18 protein-coding genes and 1 tRNA gene are annotated in these 18,955 nt (G+C 34.3%); 16 read left to right on the top strand and 3 right to left on the bottom strand.

Annotated features, from left to right (window positions below):
- Nucleotides 1–10 precede the first annotated feature (10 nt).
- From FC45_RS03360 to FC45_RS03350, 3 genes are all read left to right on the top strand, one after another.
- The gene (locus FC45_RS03360; RefSeq protein ID WP_006585054.1) at nucleotides 11–673 is read left to right on the top strand and encodes an amino acid ABC transporter permease; all 663 of its coding nucleotides are present in this window, start codon (nucleotides 11–13) and stop codon (nucleotides 671–673) included.
- Between the two features lie 78 nt (nucleotides 674–751).
- Nucleotides 752–1,801: an inorganic phosphate transporter gene (locus FC45_RS03355; protein ID WP_057706373.1), complete on the top strand. Its 1,050-nt coding sequence runs from the start codon at nucleotides 752–754 to the stop codon at nucleotides 1,799–1,801.
- 13 nt (nucleotides 1,802–1,814) lie between these two features.
- Nucleotides 1,815–2,438 (top strand): DUF47 domain-containing protein, encoded by a 624-nt coding sequence (locus FC45_RS03350; protein WP_006587985.1) that lies wholly within the window; start codon nucleotides 1,815–1,817, stop codon nucleotides 2,436–2,438.
- Between the two features lie 88 nt (nucleotides 2,439–2,526).
- Here the strand turns inward: FC45_RS03350 and FC45_RS03345 are convergent, their stop codons facing one another.
- The gene (locus FC45_RS03345) at nucleotides 2,527–3,822 is read right to left on the bottom strand and encodes an extracellular solute-binding protein (protein ID WP_006585052.1); all 1,296 of its coding nucleotides are present in this window, start codon (nucleotides 3,820–3,822) and stop codon (nucleotides 2,527–2,529) included.
- 224 nt (nucleotides 3,823–4,046) lie between these two features.
- On the opposite strand from FC45_RS03345, the gene FC45_RS03340 reads away from it, so the two are divergent.
- From FC45_RS03340 to hpt, 9 genes are all read left to right on the top strand, one after another.
- The gene (locus tag FC45_RS03340; protein ID WP_006587984.1) at nucleotides 4,047–4,853 is read left to right on the top strand and encodes a DUF4931 domain-containing protein; all 807 of its coding nucleotides are present in this window, start codon (nucleotides 4,047–4,049) and stop codon (nucleotides 4,851–4,853) included.
- A gap of 67 nt (nucleotides 4,854–4,920) precedes the next feature.
- Nucleotides 4,921–5,844: a ribokinase gene (rbsK, locus tag FC45_RS03335; protein ID WP_006585050.1), complete on the top strand. Its 924-nt coding sequence runs from the start codon at nucleotides 4,921–4,923 to the stop codon at nucleotides 5,842–5,844.
- Entirely contained in the window at nucleotides 5,844–6,536 is a 693-nt protein-coding gene (gene rpiA / locus FC45_RS03330; RefSeq protein ID WP_006585049.1) for a ribose-5-phosphate isomerase RpiA, read from the top strand. Before rbsK ends, rpiA begins: the two co-directional genes overlap by 1 nt.
- 91 nt (nucleotides 6,537–6,627) lie before the next feature.
- Nucleotides 6,628–7,551 carry a nucleoside hydrolase gene (locus FC45_RS03325; protein ID WP_006587983.1) on the top strand — a complete coding sequence of 308 codons (924 nt, stop codon included), beginning with the start codon at nucleotides 6,628–6,630 and terminating at the stop codon, nucleotides 7,549–7,551.
- A gap of 15 nt (nucleotides 7,552–7,566) precedes the next feature.
- The gene (locus tag FC45_RS03320; protein ID WP_006585047.1) at nucleotides 7,567–8,292 is read left to right on the top strand and encodes a GntR family transcriptional regulator; all 726 of its coding nucleotides are present in this window, start codon (nucleotides 7,567–7,569) and stop codon (nucleotides 8,290–8,292) included.
- Nucleotides 8,293–8,430: 138 nt separating this feature from the next.
- On the top strand, nucleotides 8,431–10,800 hold the full coding sequence (locus tag FC45_RS03315) for a phosphoketolase family protein (protein ID WP_006585046.1): 2,370 nt from the start codon (nucleotides 8,431–8,433) through the stop codon (nucleotides 10,798–10,800).
- Nucleotides 10,801–10,924: 124 nt separating this feature from the next.
- Nucleotides 10,925–11,581 carry a nitroreductase gene (locus FC45_RS03310; RefSeq protein WP_006585045.1) on the top strand — a complete coding sequence of 219 codons (657 nt, stop codon included), beginning with the start codon at nucleotides 10,925–10,927 and terminating at the stop codon, nucleotides 11,579–11,581.
- Nucleotides 11,582–11,647: 66 nt separating this feature from the next.
- Nucleotides 11,648–12,988, top strand: a complete 1,341-nt coding sequence (locus FC45_RS03305) for a hemolysin family protein (RefSeq protein ID WP_006587982.1) — start codon at nucleotides 11,648–11,650, stop codon at nucleotides 12,986–12,988.
- Between the two features lie 92 nt (nucleotides 12,989–13,080).
- On the top strand, nucleotides 13,081–13,644 hold the full coding sequence (hpt, locus tag FC45_RS03300; protein ID WP_006585044.1) for a hypoxanthine phosphoribosyltransferase: 564 nt from the start codon (nucleotides 13,081–13,083) through the stop codon (nucleotides 13,642–13,644).
- 48 nt (nucleotides 13,645–13,692) lie between these two features.
- Here the strand turns inward: hpt and FC45_RS03295 are convergent, their stop codons facing one another.
- Nucleotides 13,693–14,988: an APC family permease gene (locus tag FC45_RS03295; RefSeq protein WP_006587981.1), complete on the bottom strand. Its 1,296-nt coding sequence runs from the start codon at nucleotides 14,986–14,988 to the stop codon at nucleotides 13,693–13,695.
- Between the two features lie 118 nt (nucleotides 14,989–15,106).
- Here FC45_RS03295 and FC45_RS03290 point away from each other — a divergent pair, with 118 nt between their 5' ends.
- The 4 genes from FC45_RS03290 (at nucleotide 15,107) to FC45_RS03275 (ending at nucleotide 18,506) form a co-directional block, all read left to right on the top strand.
- Complete coding sequence (locus FC45_RS03290; RefSeq protein ID WP_006585043.1) at nucleotides 15,107–15,820, top strand: GH25 family lysozyme; 714 nt, start codon at nucleotides 15,107–15,109, stop codon at nucleotides 15,818–15,820.
- Nucleotides 15,820–17,046: a DEAD/DEAH box helicase gene (locus FC45_RS03285; RefSeq protein ID WP_006585042.1), complete on the top strand. Its 1,227-nt coding sequence runs from the start codon at nucleotides 15,820–15,822 to the stop codon at nucleotides 17,044–17,046. The genes FC45_RS03290 and FC45_RS03285 overlap by 1 nt, the downstream gene beginning before the upstream one ends.
- Nucleotides 17,046–18,383 carry a PTS sugar transporter subunit IIC gene (locus FC45_RS03280; protein ID WP_006587978.1) on the top strand — a complete coding sequence of 446 codons (1,338 nt, stop codon included), beginning with the start codon at nucleotides 17,046–17,048 and terminating at the stop codon, nucleotides 18,381–18,383. Before FC45_RS03285 ends, FC45_RS03280 begins: the two co-directional genes overlap by 1 nt.
- Before the next feature lie 49 nt (nucleotides 18,384–18,432).
- A tRNA-Arg gene (locus FC45_RS03275) sits at nucleotides 18,433–18,506 on the top strand.
- 67 nt (nucleotides 18,507–18,573) lie between these two features.
- Here the strand turns inward: FC45_RS03275 and FC45_RS03270 are convergent.
- Nucleotides 18,574–18,870: a nucleoside triphosphate pyrophosphohydrolase gene (locus tag FC45_RS03270; RefSeq protein WP_006585041.1), complete on the bottom strand. Its 297-nt coding sequence runs from the start codon at nucleotides 18,868–18,870 to the stop codon at nucleotides 18,574–18,576.
- Nucleotides 18,871–18,955 lie beyond the last annotated feature (85 nt).

The raw sequence follows: 18,955 nt of genomic DNA, 5'->3' as shown, positions 1-18,955 counted from the left end.
GGATAAAAGAATGTCTACGTTTATTAATGCATACTCTCCTACAAACTTGCGCTTTTTGCTTGAAGGATTGCTGGTAACAGTTGAGGTATCGATTATTTCTATTGTGTTAAGTTACATTATAGGCTTAATTTTAGGAACAATTAGATATATGAAGATTAAATATATCTCAGCAGTAGTTGGACTTATTATTGATATTATTAGGAATTTGCCATTGCTATTAATTATTTTCTTTACATATTTTGGCTTTCCTGAATTAGGTATACATGCAACACCATTTTGGGCAGCAATTAGTGCATTAGTGATTTTTGAGTCAGCAATGCTGGCGGAAATTGTGCGTGGTGGTATTAAAGCTGTCCCTGAAGGGCAAATGGAAGGGGCTAGAAGTAATGGAATGACTTACTTACAAGCAATGTGTCATGTCATTATGCCACAGGCAATGCATATGATGATGCCAGCCTTGCTATCTCAATTTGTTTCTTTAGTTAAGGACACTTCGCTAGCAACAATTATCATTTTGCCAGAGCTTTTATATCATGCTCAAATTATTTATAGTCAAAATACAACTTATATGATTCCAATGTATTTAATAATTGCAACAATGTATTTTGTTGTGTGCTTTGCCTTATCATTATTTGCTCAAAGGCTTAGAAAGAAATTGGGGAAGGGGGCCTAAATGGCCTTTTTTTCTGCTTGACTAAGTAAGCGCTTTTGTGTAAAAAAGGTAGAGAAGTATTTTTTGAGGTAGAGAAGAATGGATATAAGTTTAAGTGGCTTTTTGCAAAGTTTAGCAAATCCAGCAATGTTGACTACAGTCGTCCTAACTTTAGGAGTTATCTTCGTTAATGGCTGGACAGATGCGCCTAATGCAATTGCAACAACTGTAACAACTCGTGGAATGGCAGCTAAACCGGCGATTATCATGAGTGCTGTTTTTAATTTTTTAGGCGTTTTAATTATGCCCCAGCTGAATGCAAGTGTAGCTGAAACAATTTCAAATATGGTTGATTTTGGTGGGGATGCACATGCTTCAATGATTGCCTTAGCTGCAGCACTTTTCTCGATTGTAGTCTATAGTGTAGGAGCTTCAATCTTTGGCATACCAACAAGTGAAAGTCATTCATTGATTGCTGGTTTAACTGGAGCTGCAATTGCAATTCAAGGCAGTTTCAAGGGGATAAATTGGAATGAATGGATTAAAGTCTTGTATGGGATGGTTTTAAGTTTAGTATTAGGTTTTGCTTTGGGCTGGATCATTTGTAAATGCGTTATTCTAATTTGCCAAAATATGGATCGTAGAAAGACTAATCGCTTCTTCTCTGGTGCACAGATTGCTGGTGCAGCTGCAATGAGCTTTATGCATGGAGCTCAAGATGGCCAAAAGTTTATTGGCGTTTTGTTATTAGGAATGGCATTTGTTAATGGACATGCTAGTGCTGCAAGTATAGCAATTCCAGTTTGGCTAATGATGCTTTGTTCAATTACAATGGGAGTTGGTACAAGTGTTGGCGGAGAGAAGATTATCAAATCTGTTGGAATGGACATGGTAAAGTTAGAACCATTTCAAGGCTTTTCTTCTGACTTAGCTGGAGCAATTAGTATCCTGATATCAACTCTTTATGGTATTCCGATTTCAACTACGCATGCTAAAACTAGTTCAATTATGGGAGTTGGAGCGGTTAAAAGGCTGAGCTCTATTAATCTTAATGTAGTTAAAGACATGGTCTTAACATGGATATTTACTTTCCCAGGATGTGGACTTATTGCGTTTTTGATGGCGAAGTTATTTTTATTAGTATTTTAAGAGGATAGAAAAAATGAGTAGAAAATCAGATCAATATTATTTTGATACATTTTTGAAGTGTGCCAATTTTGCATATGAAGCTAGTCAATTGCTCAATGAGGTAGTTAATGATTATACACCTGATCGAGTATCAAATTTGACAGACAAGATTCATGAAATAGAACATAATGCCGATCATGAAAAACATGAAATGACAGAAGTTTTAATCAAAGCATTTGTTACACCAATAGAACGTGAAGATATTATGGAATTAGCCCATAATATTGATAATATGGTTGACCGAATTGAAGATGTACTTATGCGCTTATACTGCGATAACATTCAAACAATTCGACCAGAAATTTTGCCAATTTGTGAATTATTGATTCAAAATACAAATGAAGTTGTGGAATTAATTAAGGACTTGCCCAAATTCAAAAAGAATGCCGAATTTAAAGAACATATTGTTAATATCAACACGATGGAAGGAAAAGCTGACGTGATGTTTATTGATAATATGCGTAACTTACATGTGCATGAAAAAGATGCTTTACAAGTATTAGTTTGGAGAGATATCTTTAATTGTTTAGAGCGATGTCACGATGCTTGTGAGGACGTCGCCTCAAGTGTTGAAAAGATTGTTTTGAAGAATGCTTAATTTTTATAGTTAGTAAAAAAGAAGGTTGGATTTCCAACCTTCTTTTATTTGTGTTTATTAGTATTTTATTTCTTATTCTTTTTAATAATTATTGTTTCCAAGCAGCAATTAACTTGCTTTGACCTGTAGTAATGTCACTGTTCCAAGATTTCTTCTTGCCCGCATTTGCCAAGATAGTTTGCATATTAGCGTTGATTTGGTCATAGGCGCTTTCTGAGTTCTTAGTTATAGGTAAGTAGTAGAGCTTTTTAGTTGTTGCTTCCAAAATTGCAGGAACTTTACTGTTTTTTGAAGCTTTGTAACTTGCTGAATCTAAAACATCAGTATTGACCGGCATATAACCAGTTTTATTAGCCCAAGTAGCTTGGCTTGCCGTGCTAGTTAGGAATTTGAGGTATTTGAAAGCAGCAGTTCTTTGTAATTTAGTAGCTTTACTGAACATGTAAATATCTGTACCTTGTTGAACGTTTATAGAACTTGGACGTGCAGCAATGCCATATTCATTTCCTTGAGTTAAGCCACTTTTTACGTAAGCTTCATTGGCGGTTGAACCTACAAACATGGCAACTTTCTCTGAACTAAATGGTGTTGACATGTATTTTTCAGTACCAGCCATCATAAAGTAGCCGTCTTTAACGCCATCAGCGTAGTAATTAATAACAGCCTTTGATTCAGAACTAGCAAAATTTAACTTCTTTGTAAAATCAATGCCTTTTTCTTTCATTGCCAACATGTAGTAGTTATTAAGTGAGTCAAAGCCCACACCTTTAACCTTATGTTCGCTCTTTTCATAAATTTCTTGGCTAGCCTTCTTTAATTCAGCCATTGTTTTAGGTACTTTGACACCGTATTTATCTAAAATCGTTTTATTGTAAAACAAAACTTCAACGGACTTATTAAATGGAACTCCATATTGAGTACCGTTAATTTTAGCACCATCCCAAAGAGCAGATTTTATTTTACTGTTAGAATATGAACCCCAACCAATTTCTTTATTATTAACGTAAGGTGTAAGGTTAACTAACATTTTGTTTTGAGCAGCGCTATATAGCCAGCCTGGATATGCTTGGGTAATAGTTGGTAAATTCTTAGGTGATTGTAAGCTAGATACTAACTTTGATTGTAAATCACCTAAATTTCCACCTTGACTTTGTAATTGGACTTTGATGTTAGGATTTTTCTTTTCAAATTCCTTAGTCAAGTTTTCAAGTGTTGCCTTACTTGTTCCAGTTAAAGAATACCAAAAAGTAATGGTGGTCTTTTTGGTAACCTTAGTTGGAATTGTACTTGAACTAGTGGGAGTCTTGCTTCCAGTAGAACAAGCAGTAGCTAACAATGATACCCCTAGCATTGCGGCTAGAGCAACTTTATTTTTAAACTTCATAAAATGGGATCCTCCCCCAAACAAAAAATCAACTGTGTTAAAACATTAACAAACACATGGTAATTTTATCATAATTTACCCTTAAATTCGATATTTATAGAAGCAATGTTCTTAATTGACCGGGGTCTATTACTAATTTAAGATTAGATTGTAAAGAATTTGCAAAAAGTTCGAACTTGGAATAGTCTAATTAAATAATCATTCAGAAAAATGAGGTGGAATTTATGAACGATGAACCTTTAGTATATATGTATTCTGTTGGGAAACGGAAGCCATATGACTACGATTATGCAAATCGGCAAAGTAATACACAGAATCCGTGTCCCTTTTGTAATCCTCAAACATTAACTGATATTTACGAAACAGATGGTGACAAAATTTGGCTTCATAATAAATATCCAACTTTAAAAGACACAATGCAGACTATTTTAATTGAATCAAGTGATCACCAAGGTGACATTTCAACTTATACTAGAGAAGAAAATCGAGAGTTGATGAAGTTTGGCTTAAAGTGCTTCCAAAAGATGTATAATTCAGGTGATTATCAGAGTGTTCTTTGGTATAAAAACTTTGGACCAAAATCTGATGGTTCATTGCAACATCCTCACATGCAAATTGTGGGACTTGATAAAATGGATGGCTATAAAAATATACAAGAAAATAATTTTACTGGCTTTGAAGTTGGTAAAAGTGGGGACGTTGAAATGAATTTGTCTAAAAGACCTGTTCAAGGTTATCAAGAAGTCAATGTTGTTACCTGGCATAATCAAGACTTAGATATTTGGGCAGATTTAATTCAAAAATCCACTCAATATGTAAGAAGTGTCTTGTCACACGGGGTAGATTCATATAATCTATTCTTCTATCCAATAAAAAATGGTAAGGGTACATGCTGTAAAGTTATTCCAAGATTTTATGCGCCACCTTACTTTGTTGGTTATAAATTATCCCAAGTTGATGATGATGAAACTCTTGAATGGGAAGCAGCTAGATTAAAGGGGTTCATCACTAGTGGAATTAGCCTAACTTAAGTTATTGTTTAATTTTAGGATAACTAGGTTATAATATGGTTAACCGCTTTCATGAAAGGAAATTGATATGCAAAAGATTGTTGTTGTAGGGTCAAGTAATGTTGATACCACCCTCCATGTAGTAGATTTTCCAAAGCCTGGTGAAACTATTAACGCGTTAGATATTACTGAAGCCGGTGGTGGAAAAGGAGCAAATCAAGCTATTGCTGCTGCTAAAGCAGGGAGTGAAACTTACTTTATTAATCGTGTTGGAGAAGATTCATCTGGGCGATTTATCTTAAAGCAGTTGAAGTGCTATGGGGTCGATACTACTTATGTTCAAACCACTTCTGGTACTAATACAGGACATGCATACATTAATTTAAATGAGGCTGGTCAAAATAATATTATTATTGACCATGGTGCTAATTATGAATTAAGTGTTGAAGATATTGATGCTGCAGAAGAATTGATCAAAGATAGTGATGCAATTATTACGCAATTTGAAACACCAATTGAGGTAGCTATTGAAGCTTTCAAAATTGCTAAGAAAAATAATGTAATTACAATTTTAAATCCAGCCCCAGCAATTAAGGAACTTCCTAAGGAGCTATTAAAATTAACAGATTTGATAGCACCTAATGAAACAGAAAGTAGCCTAATTACAGGAATTGAAGTTAAGGACTTAGAATCAATTAAGGCTAATAGCGATAAATTACATGAATTAGGAGTTAAAAATGTAGTTATTACATATGGCGATAAGGGGAGCTACATTTCAACTGCTAATGTTGAAAAATTAATTCCAGCATTTAAAGTGGAAGCAGCAGATACAACTGGTGCTGGCGATACTTTTATTGGCTTTTTAACGAGTCAATTACAGGCTGATTTTTCAAATATTGAACAAGCTGCTACCTTTGCAGCTCGTGCATCATCAATTGCTGTGAGCAGATTAGGGGCCCAGCCTTCTATCCCTACTTACAACGAAGTTAATGAATTAATGGGGAGAGAATAATGGATAAAAATATGCAAGATGAACTGAAAAAAGAAGCTGCTAAAGTTGCAGCTGACAAGGTTCAAGCTGGTTCGGTTTTAGGTGTTGGAACTGGTTCTACGGTAAAGTTTTTTATTGATTGGTTAGGTGAACGAAAAGAAAAAGAAGGCCTAACTCTGAAACATATAGTTACTACTTCTAGTCGTTCAAAAAAGCAATTAGAAAGTTATGGCTTTAAAGTAGATGAATTGGCAGATGTTGATGAAGTAGATTTAACTGTTGATGGAGCTGACCGTGTTGATAGTCAATTAAACGGTATTAAAGGTGGCGGTGCAGCTTTAACACTCGAAAAAAATGTTGCTGTCAATTCAAAAAAGAATATTTGGATTGTTGATGAAAGTAAAGTAGTAGATCATTTATCTGGATTCAAATTACCAGTTGAAGTCTTACCAGTTTCTTGCATGCAAGTTAAAAAGCGACTTGAGAAAGAAGGGCTAAATCCAGAATTTAGAATGGATGGCAATAAAAAATTAACTACACATTATGGTAATTATATTTTAGATTTAAATATTAGCCCAATTCCTGTTCCAAATGGTTTGGCAGATTACTTAGATCATACTGTTGGCGTTGTTGAGCATGGCTTATTTTTAGGTATTTGTGATGAAGTAATCGTCGCTAAAAGTAATGGAACAATTCAAGAAATTAAGCGTTAATTTAACTTAATTTTAGAATAAGACAAAGATAATTATCTTTGTCTTTTTATTTTTGATATGATAATTTAAAAGATTTTTGAAGGAGAAAGCAATGAATAAGAAACCATTAATTATTAGTACTGATCCTGGTATTGATGATGCAGTAGCATTAACAATTGCTTTATTTGCAAAGGAACTTGATGTTAAGTTAATCGCGGCAACATGGGGAAATGTAAGTTTAGAAAAGACTTTGAATAATGCTCTAAAATTAGAAACATTTTTGGGTACTAAAGTACCCGTGGTTTCTGGTGCTAAGCTACCTTTAGTAAAGAAACCAATTGATGCATCAGAAGTACATGGTAAAAGTGGGATGGATGGATTTGATTTCCCAGAACCAGATAAAGGATTATTGGTTTCTGGTTTAGCAGCTACCAAAATTCATGAAGTTGTTGCTAATAGCCCTGAAAAAGTTACTTTGATGCAAATTGGACCAGCAACTGATTTTGCCTTGTATTTTAGACAATATCCAGATGATTTAGAAAAAATTGAAGAATTAGTTATTATGGGTGGTGCAATTGGCCGCGGAAATTATGGACCATATGATGAGTATAATGTTAGTGGGGATCCTGAAGCTGCAAAGATTGTTTTTGAAAGTGGTGTAAAGATTCGCGTTGCACCTCTTGAACTAGGTCATCAAGCTTTTGTTAAGCAAGATACAATGGATGTAGTTAAAAATTATGGAAAAACTGGAGAAATGCTGTATTCCATTCTTTCTAATTTGCATGATGGCACTTTGTCAGATGGCCTTGAGATTTATGATGCTTTGGCAGTAGGGATGCTACTAGCACCAGAAATGTATACTTTTAAGCCTGCTTTTGTAGCAATTGATACAAATGATTCGTATACTTATGGTGCTAGTGTAATGGATTTTGATAATTTCTTTGGTAAGCCAGTAAACGCAGAAATTGGTGTATCAATTAATCGTGAACAATTTGTAGATTGGTTTGCTAAAGTTTTAAAAGAAGCAGATAAATAAAGAGAGAAGATTGAAATGACAGATTTCGTTTATCGTGCTGTAATGCGTGATATTAAGCAAAATATTCTCGCTCAAAAGTATGAGGACATGCGTTTACCAGATGAGCGAAGCTTGGCTAGTCACTATCAAGTTTCACGCTCTTCAATGAAGCGGGCGTTGGAATTATTAGCACAACAGGGTATTATTTTCAAAAAGCGTGGAAGCGGAACTTTTATTAATCCACTGTATTTAAAAAATCAAGCATTATTTCGCTATGAAGGCTCTAACTTAGGGTTAACTGATAGTTTTAAAGTTCCTGGCAAAAAGCAACAGATTAAGCTGCTAGAGTTTAAAGTTATTAATGCTAGCAAAGAATTAGCTCAAGACTTATTTATCAATGAAGCCGACTTTGTCTATCAATTCAAAAGACTTCGTTTACTTGATAATCAGCCATTTTTAATCGAAACTGGGTATTTACCAATAAAAATTGTCCCTGAACTTACTCCAGAAATTTTAAAAGATTCGCTATTTAATTATTTAGAAGATACTCAAAACAAAACAGTTACTAGATCGTTTTTGAATATTACAGTTGAACCTTCTAATTCAGAAGATCAATCAGAACTGGATTTGCAAACTAATGAACCAGTAGGTGTTATGGAGGGAATTTTCTTTTTAGATGATGGAACTCCATTTGAAGTGTCTAATATGCGAATTCATTATAAATATATGCGATATAACAGTTTTGTTAATTTGAACCAATAAGAATAAGGCCAATAGTGACCTTATTTTTTATACTTAAAATTGGACCCAACCAATTATTAAATAAGTTGAACTTTTGCAAAAAGTTGGGTATTATATAAGTGTAAAAAAGAAATTTAATTCCTTAAAAGGAGAACTAAAATGACAGTTAATTTTGATTCACAAGACTACTTAAGAAGTGTTGATGCATATTGGCGTGCAGCTAATTATTTATCAGTTGGCCAATTGTTTTTAATGAAGAACCCATTATTAAAGACAGAATTAAAGGCTGAAGATGTTAAGCCTAAGCCAATTGGTCACTGGGGAACTATTGTCCCACAAAACTTTATTTACGCTCACTTAAACCGTGTAATTAAGAAATATAACTTAAACATGTTTTACATTGAAGGCTCTGGTCATGGTGGCCAAGTAATGGTTTCTAACTCATATCTTGATGGCTCATATACCGAAAGATATCCAGAAATTACTCAAGACGAAGCAGGAATGACCCGCTTATTTAAACGTTTCTCATTCCCAGGCGGTGTAGCTTCACATGCTGCTCCTGAAACTCCAGGATCAATTCATGAAGGCGGAGAACTTGGTTACTCACTTTCACATGGTGTAGGTGCAATTTTAGATAATCCTGATGTAATTGCAGCCGTTGAAATTGGTGATGGTGAAAGTGAAACTGGCCCACTTGCAGCTAGTTGGTTTAGTGATAAGTTCATTAACCCAATTCACGATGGTGCAGTTTTACCAATTCTTCAAATTAATGGTTTCAAGATTTCTAACCCAACAATTGTTTCAAGAATGAGCGATGCTGACTTAACTAAATACTTTGAAGGCATGGGTTGGAAGCCATACTTTGTAAACGTTCATGGCTTAAGTCATATGGATGCACATGAATTGATGGCTAAGACAATGGATAAGGCTGTTGAAGATATTTTAGCTATTCAAAAGCATGCTCGTGAAACTGGTGACGATTCAATGCCACAATGGCCAATGATGGTCTTGCGTGCACCAAAAGGTTGGACTGGTCCTAAGTTTGACCTAGATGGTAACCCAATCGAGAATTCATTTAGAGCCCACCAAATTCCAATTCCTGTAGATCAAAAGCATATGGAACACAAGGATATGCTTATCGACTGGATGAAGAGTTACAAGCCAGAAGAATTATTTAATGAAGATGGCTCACCAAAGGATATTGTGCTTGAAAATACTGTTCAAGGTGACCAAAGAATGGCAATGAATCCAGTTACTAATGGTGGTATTAATCCTAAGCGTCTTCATTTACCAGACTGGAGAAATTACGCAATTGATTTTGACAAGCCAGGTAGTGTTGAAAAGCAAGATATGGCTGAATGGTCTAAGTACTTAAATGAAATTGCTAACTTAAACCCAACTAATTTCCGTGGTTTTGGTCCTGATGAATCTAAGTCTAACCGTTTATTTACTATTTTGGATGGTCAAAAGCGTCAATGGATGGAAGATATCAAAGAACCAAATGATGAAGACTTAGCTCGTTCAGGTAGAATGATTGATTCTCAATTATCAGAACATCAAGCAGAAGGCTGGCTTGAAGGCTACGTCTTAACAGGTCGTCACGGCTTCTTTGCAACTTATGAAGCCTTTGGCCGAGTAGTTGACTCAATGCTTACTCAACACATGAAGTGGTTAAGAAAGGCTAAGGAACAATACTGGAGACATGACTATCCAGCTCTTAATATCGTTGATACTTCAACTGTGTTCCAACAAGACCACAATGGTTACACTCACCAAGATCCAGGTTTGTTAACTCACCTCTTTGAAAAGAATCGTCCAGATTTAATTCATGAATATTTACCTGCAGATACTAACTCATTACTTGCAGTAAGTAATAAGGCTTTTGCAGATCGTGAATGTATCAATGTTTTGGTAACTTCAAAGCAACCTCGTCCACAATGGTTCAGTAAAGAAGAAGCTCAAAGATTAGTTGAAAATGGTCTTAGCTACATTGATTGGGCATCAACTGATGATCACGAAGAACCTGATGTGGTCTTTGCCTCAACTGGTACTGAACCTACCTTGGAAACATTAGCTGCAATTGACTTATTGCATAAGAACTTCCCAGATCTTAAGATTCGTTATATTAATGTCTTGGATGTAATGAAGTTACAAAGCCAACGTAAGAACCCCAATGGTTTGTCAGATGAAGAATTTGATCGCTTATTTACTAAGAATAAGCCAGTTATCTTTGCATGGCATGGCTTTAAGCCAATGATGGAATCAATTTGGTTTGACCGTCACAACCATAATGTTTCAATCCATGGTTATGAAGAAAATGGTGACATTACTACTCCATTTGATATGCGGGTCTTGAATGAAATTGACCGCTTCCACTTAGCTAAAGATGCAGTAGAACGCCTTGACTTGCCAGCTGCAGGCTTTGTTGATGAAATGGACAAGCTTTTATCTAAGCACCACACATACATTCGTGACAATGGTAAAGATATTCCTGAAGTTACTGAATGGGAATGGAAGGGCTTAAACTAAGTCTGAAAATATTAAGTGTCTGACTTTTGGTCAGGCGCTTTTTTGTTGATGAAAATATTAGTAAACTACAATCATTTTTCTTATAATATAAGTTGAAAGTGTAACTTGATTGGAGAGATATATTATGGATTTTGAAGAGGTGTTTAATAAAGAGCGTGCAACTCGTAAATTTTCAACTCGCAAGGTTGATGATGAGTTAATCAAAGAGATTATCAAAAAAGCTCAACAATCTCCCTCATTGCTTAATTCCCAACCATGGAGAGCATATGCAATTACTGGAGGCGCTTTATTAAAACTGAAACGTGAAAATAAAGCTTATATTGCACGTAAAGTTCCTGTTAGTGAAGACTTTTCAACAATGTTGTCAATTGATTGGTCTACTTTTCCTAGTCAAAACATGTCTAATATGGGGGCTTTTGTTACTTACTTTTTGCATAATAAGACAGAATTATTTGAGAATGCCAATAATAACATGTTTTATGCTCCTGCGATTATTTTTTTGACAATACCAAAAAAATCACCAGCATGGTCAGTTTTTGATTTAGGTATTTTTGCTCAGAGTATTATGCTTTTAGCAATTAATCGCGGGCTTGATACGATGCCAGCTCATTCATTAGTTGCATATCCTGATTTAATTAGAAAATATACTAATATTCCAGATGATGAAGCAATTGGTATGGCTATTGCGATTGGTTATGCTGATAAAGCAGCTGAGGTGAATTCTCCAACTTATATTCCTGGTAGAGTTCCATTCGATAAAATTTTCAAATTAATTAAATAAAAGTCTAGCTAATGGTAAAATATAAATAGTTTATTATAATTTTTATTTTTAAAGGTGATATAAAAATTGGATACTAGTCAGATAGTGACTAATTTAGTCGCTACACTTATTATTTTTGGATTTGCTACATTTTTTGTTATTTCCGAGTTTGCACTTGTTCAGACGAGACCTAGCCAGCTTGAAGACATGATTGCTAACAAAGAAGGAAATTTGAAAAAGCTCAAACGAGCTTTGCATATGGTTAGAAACCTTAATGAGTATCTATCAACCACACAAGTAGGTACTACTTTAGTTGGGGTTGTTTTAGGTTGGTTCTCCACGGATACTCTATCAGAACTTATCATTAGAGGATTAAAAATTAGTCCACTTAGTGAATCCTTAGCTAAATCTATTGGGGCAGTACTGGGCGTATTGCTGTTAACTTATTTAGAAGTTGTTTTTACGGAAATTGTTCCTAAAAATATAGCTATTGATATGCCAGTAAAAATGTTAATGGTAATTGTAACTCCACTTAAATGTTTCCATACCTTGGTTTATCCATTTGTTTGGATTCTTAATACTAGCTCTAATGGTGTCTTAAAGTTAATGGGCTTTAAGGAAGCAGCTGAAGAAAATGAAATTTATTCACAGTCAGAAATTATTAAGTTATCACGCTTAGCTGTAACAGGTGGTGCTCTTGATAAAGAAGACTTGAAATATATGGAGCGGGCTTTTGAGTTAAATGATAAAGTAGCTAAAGATATTATGACTGATAGAACAAGATTAACTGTTCTTGATGCTACTGATACTGTTAAGACTGCTTTAAAATTATATTTGGATGAAGGCTTTAGTCGATTCCCTGTTGTTCGTGATAATGATAAGGATGATGTTGTAGGTTATGTTTATGCTTACGATATTGTAGAGCAGAGCAATGAGGGAAATAATGCTTCATTAAGTAGATTGATTCGTGCTATCATTACAGTACCAGAATCAATGCCAATTCAAGATATTCTACAATTAATGATTCAAAAACATACTCCAATCGTTTTAGTTGTTGACGAATATGGTGGAACTAGTGGGATTGTTACTGATAAGGATATTTATGAAGAGCTTTTTGGATCAATTAAAGATGAAATCGATGACGTTTCTGATGAATATATTATCCGAGATAAGGATGGCAAAGTCCGTGTTTCAGGGAAAACCACTTTATATGACTTTGAAAGATTTTATCATAAAAAGCTTAAAGCCTTTCAAGATAGCGATATAATCACAATTGGTGGTTATATGATGGAACACTATCCAGATTTGAAAAAAGGTGATAGTGTAACTGTTGAAGGCTATAAATTTGAAGTTGCTGAAATTGAGCAAGGCTTCATGAGATGGTTCAATGTTGAAAAACTGAATGATAATTCTAAAACTACGGAATAATATTCATAAAAAAGCACTGACAAATTAGTGCTTTTTTTGTTATTATTAATTTAAATAGTATTGATAGATAAGGATTCAAGGATAGGTTAGTAATGAGAGATAATATCGAAGATATTTTAGAAAGTACTTTATTTAGTCGTGATGATATTCACGAAATGTGTGTCCGGTTAGGTAAGCAATTAACTGAAGATTATGCTGGAAAAGAACCAGTGTTAGTAGGAGCATTAACTGGTGCAATTTTCTTCATGACTGATCTTGCTCGTGAAATGGATGTGCGTTGTAAGATGGACTTTATTGATGTTTCTAGTTATGGCAATGGTACAGAATCATCTGGAAAAGTTAAATTAGTTAAAGACGTCACTACTGATGTAAAGGGCAAGGATATCTTGATTATTGAAGATATTGTTGATACTGGTCATACTTTGAAGTTTATGAAAGAACATTTTATAAGCTTGGGAGCAAAGAGCGTGAAGTGTGTAGCACTTTTAAATAAACCATCACGAAGAGTAGATAATGTATCAGTTGATTATTATGGCTCTGAAGTTGAAAACCAATTCGTTGTTGGATATGGATTAGACTTTTACAATATGTTTAGAAATATTCCATACATCGGCGTCGTAAAGCCTGAAGTAATTCAAGCATATGCAAATAAATAAATATAAAGAGGCTATATTTCACGGTGAAGTGAAATACAGCCTCTTTTATTACTTATTCTGTTTTTTCTTATAAAAGTAGATTGGCAGTCCCAATGCAGTAAGCCCAGATCCAATCAATGATAACCAGAATTGGTTAATGATTGTCATTATAATGATAAAAATCCCACCTGCTAAGGCAATTATTGGTGTAATTGGATAAAATGGCACTTTAAATGGTCGCTTGAGATTAGGCTTACGACGACGTAAAACAGGCTGGCAAAGTGTTAACATAATCGTAAAAAACCACATTACGAATACCAGCATATCTGTTAAAATATCGAAATTACCTAAACTAATCATGAGCATTGTAATAATCCAGATTGTAACTGCTCCCCAAACAGGTACACCAGTTTTTTTATTAGCTTGCTTAAATTTTTTAGAAAATGGTAATAAGTTATTTTGAGCTAAAATATACGGAGCTCTCATACCTGTAAGCATGAAAGCATTAGCTGCTCCATAACAAGAAATTAAAATTCCAATTGTGACTAGTTTACCACCCATATTGCCAAATAGCTTAATGCTAGTATTAAAAGCGGTATTTTGGTTACCGAAAATACTGTTGAATGGCAATATTTTTAAAAATACAAAGTTAACCAAAACGTAAATTGCAGTGACAATTCCCAATCCCCAAATTAGAATTTTAGCCATATCTTTTTGGGGATTTTTTAAATCTCCAGCTAAATTAGTCACGCTGACCCAGCCATCGAATGCAAAAAGAGCAGATAGTAAACCACCACTAATAGCAGTTACTAAAGGAACAGCATTTTTTGAAGCAAAGCTAGTAAAACTGAAATGTTGTTCAGGAGCCATTAAGCCAAAGATGATGATTAAAATAAGTGGGATAACTTTAATGACAGTAACAATTGATTGTAACTTACTTGAAAATTTGGTCCCTAAAAGATTAGTCAAGAAAATAAAAGTTATCATGCACAATGAAATTGGTAGAGCAGCAATTTTATTTCCAAAGAGGTTGCTAGCTTGCGTACCAAAAATTGAGCTGCTGGCCCCAGCTTCAGCTGGGAAGTAAACAATAATTTGCGCCCAACCGAATAGAAAGCCCCAGATGCTACCATAAGTGTATTCTAAATATTGAATTGATCCATTTACAGGTAATTCTGCAGCGACTTCTGCTATAGTTAATCCAGATGCAAGTGATAAAAATCCAGCCAAAAGCCAGACAAATATTGTTAATCCAGCAGAGTTAGTTTGATGACTGATTGTTCCTATTTTAAAAAATACACCGGCCCCAATGACGCTACCAACTAGTGTTGCGAGGCCTTGGGCAAAGGTAATTTCTTTTTTCAATTTTTTCTCCTCTTTTAATTAGTTAATAATGAAGTATATTGAAATTATACTAGATAAACCACACAAAGTCTTGGTATAGCTAGAAATATTGGTTAAAATGTTTCTAGGAGGATTTATTGTGCCACATTTTCGACATCGTTCTACATTACCATTAATTATTATTAGTCTCATTTGTGTAATTTGTGCCTTGTTTTTTGCATATCGTTCATTACCCAAAAGAACAACCTTGCCAACTGGTTCAAATTTAAGTGTGGTTGGGGTCAAGCTTGATCAATATCGCGACTCGGTTGACTTACACAAGTTGCAAGCAGCAGGAATTTCATTCGTCTATTTACGAGCTACACAAGGGAAATCTTATTTTGATGATGAGTATGATCGTTATCGCAGTCAAATTCAGGGAACTAATTTAGCTTTTGGAAGTGTTCTATATTTTAGTGATGAATCAACTGTTAAGGCTCAGTATAGATATTTTAATAAAAAGACCAATTCTAACACTGGAAGTCTGCCAATTTTGCTAGAAGCTGCTCCGGGGAGTAATAGTAATAAATTATCTTTTTGGAAACATATGGGGCAATTAGCCACTTTATTTTTGAAAGATGGAAAAAGTGTTATGGTTCAAGGAAGTATTAAATACAAAAAATACTTCCCAATTTCCACTAAATTTATGTCTACAGATAATCGGGCCCCGAATAAGTTACAATATGCGTTTTGGCGCTATACGAATAAAGGTCATGTAAAGAATGTAGAAGCAATGGAGTATGACGTTGAAATGTATGCATATAACGGTACAATGGGTCAATATAAACAACTTTATGGAGATTTAACACAATAATGTATTCAGAAAAAATTCAAACAGTTTTGAATAAAGAAGGAAAAATTAATCCTACTTTGATTCAAAAAGCTAGTTATGAAAGTCTTAAAAGCGGTTCAAATGTTATAGGGTTAGCCAAAACAGGAACAGGAAAAACTTTGGCTTACAGTTTACCTTTGTTAGAAACTACTAAGCCTGGCGATGATGCGAGTGTAGTGATTTTTGAACCAACTACTGAATTAGCAATTCAAACTAGAAATGCTATTCGTCCGTATGCTTTAGCACTTGGTTTGAATGTTTTGGCTTTAGTAGGTAGTGGTAACCGAAGCAGACAAATTGAGCAACTCAAAAAGAGGAAGCCAGAAATTTTAGTTGTAACACCAGGACGTTTTTTTGATTTATTTTCAGATAATAAGATTAAGCTTAGTAAAATTCAAAAATTGGTTATTGATGAAGCTGATGATATTTTAGAATTTACTAAGTTGGAATTGCTTTCTAGCCTGGGACAAAATTTACCAACTACTAGTCAAGTGGTTTTATTTGGGGCAACTGAAAGTAGCGTAACTCAAGAAGCTGAAGAGTTATTTGCAACTAACTTCTTCTTGATTGATGTTCGACCAGAACAAAAAAGCCCAGTTGAACACTATTTCTTAAAAGTAACTAATCGGTATAAGATTCAATTCTTGCAACGATTGGTAAAGTTAGATGGCTTTAAAGGAATCTTATTTTTTGATTCTAATGAAACTTTAGAAAAATTTGCTAGAATTTTTAGCCATTCACAGACTAAATTTGACTTATTAACAAATAATCAACCTAAAACTAGACGTCAAAAAGCTATTAATGATTTAGTTGCTGGTAAAACACGTTTGCTTTTAGCGACTGATTTGGCAGCACGTGGTCTTGATATTCCTAAATTAACTTACGTGGTTAATTATGAATTGCCTGAAGATGAAAACACGTATTTACACCGTGCCGGTAGAACTGGACGAATGGGCCATGATGGTTTTGTTGTGACCTTGGGTGATGATCATGATTTACGGGATATGCGTAAATTACTTTCGGATATTGATTTAAAGCAAGTCTATTTTAAAGGATTTGGTTTATCAACTGAAAAGCCTAAAAAGACAGAAAAGAAACAACTAGAAAAGGCTGTTTCTAATGAAGTTAAGAAAGCGAAAAAGCATCACAAAAAGCGTAAAAGAAATCAAAAAAATAAGGGATATCATCCCAGAAAAGAGAAAAAGTAGTGGGAATTACAAAAAGATTTATCTATTTTTTAGAGCGCTGGGTACTTCCATTAGCAACTACTATGGCCAAGTGGCGTTGGTTAGTTGCTTTAAGGGATGCTTTTATTTCAGTAATGCCAATCAGTATTGTGGGTTCTTTGACGGTATTAATTCCTGGTTTAATTAATGCTGCTAAAGCGGAATTAGGCTTAGGAGCTATTACATATGCTCTAATGCCGGTAGTTAATATTTCCAATCTAATTTATCAAGGTACTTTTAAACTGTTTTCAATATATTTTGCTTTAGCTTGGGGTTATCAATTAGCGAGAAGCTTTGAAGTTAATCGGCTTGCTGGAGCGATAACATCGTTAGGCTGTTATTTGATGAGCATAGCTAATGTTGTGAAATTAAATCTCAATGGTGATGAAGTTTCAATAAAAAATGCTTTTAATACTAGCCAACTTTCGAGTTTAGGGTTGTTTACATCACTTATTTTTGGAGCAGCTGGACTAGCAATTTTTATATTAATGACCAAAGCTAGATTAACATTGCGATTTAGTTCATATATGCCCCATGCTGAGGAAGCTGCTTTTATTGCCTTGATACCGATGATTATTAGTTTGAGTGTTATTGGGGCAATTAATTATATTTTCCAAATGGTAACTGGAACTTATTTTGGAAATTGGCTATTAACTACTATTCAAAATCCTTTGACTAAAATGGGGCAGGGCTTTGGAATAGTATTATTAATCACATTTTTATTACACGCGTTTTATTTCTTCGGCATTAATGGGATGAGTGTATTAGTACCAGTTATTGATTCAATATGGCTTACTCCTCAGAATGCAAATTTGGCAGCAGTAAAGTCAGGACATGCAGTTCGTTATTTATGGACTAGAAATTCCTTTGACATCTATAGCTGGATTGGTGGAACTGGGGATACCTTAGTTTTAATTCTGTTAATATTGCTGATTTCAAAACGAAGTGATTTCAGAACTTTAGCTAAGATAGCTATTGGACCGGGATTTTTTAATATAAATGATCCAATAGTCTGGGGATTGCCATTGGTTCTAAATCCAGTATATTTAATTCCATTTATTTTAGCACCAATAGCTAACGTTACCTTGGCCTATTGGGCAACAGCTTGGCATTTAGTTGAGCCAGTTTCAACTTCCGTTCCAAATGTTATTCCGCCATTTTTAAATGCTTTTTTAGCAACCAATTATGATTGGAGGGCATTGGCTTTAGTAGCGCTAAATATGATAGTAGCGATTTTAATTTGGTTACCATTTGTTTTGGCTGGTGAAAGGATAGCAAAAGAGCAAGAAAAACGTAATCTTTTTTCATTTGAATATTAAAAAAGTTGGGTACAATAAGTAAAAGTATGATAGAGTTATATTGTACCTTGGCCACGTAGCTCAGTAGGATAGAGCCACTGTCTCCTAAACAGTAGGTCGCCAGTTCGATTCTGGCCGTGGTCATATTTTTATGCTAAAAAAGGTTGATATTGTCTACGTTTAAAAACGAAGAATATCAACCTTTTTGTATCTAACTTTTCTCCATAAATAAAAACTTAGAAAAATCCCCTTTAAATGCTTTCTTATCATTTACAACCTTTAATAACTCTTCTTCAGTAATTCCTTTAAAATCTAAAAATGCTTTTAAAACTGTATAAACATCTGCCAATTCTTCAATTAAATTTTCTTCACTTGTAGCATCTTTTACTTCATTAGCTTCTTCTACAATTTTATTTTTTAGTGCTGGAAGAATTTCGTCTTGGTTGAGTTTTCTAAATTTTGCATTAGTTACAAATTCTGGTATTTTATCTCGTACTAATTTATTCATGTTTAATACTTCTTTCTATAATTGTTCTTATTATCATAAGAACTGATTATGTATTATGAGACCGTAAAATAGTTTGTGTAAGGAT

Source organism: Lactobacillus jensenii DSM 20557 (assembly GCF_001436455.1).
In the GTDB taxonomy this organism is placed as follows: Bacteria; Bacillota; Bacilli; order Lactobacillales; family Lactobacillaceae; genus Lactobacillus; species Lactobacillus jensenii.
This window is presented reverse-complemented; position numbering and strand designations above follow the sequence as displayed.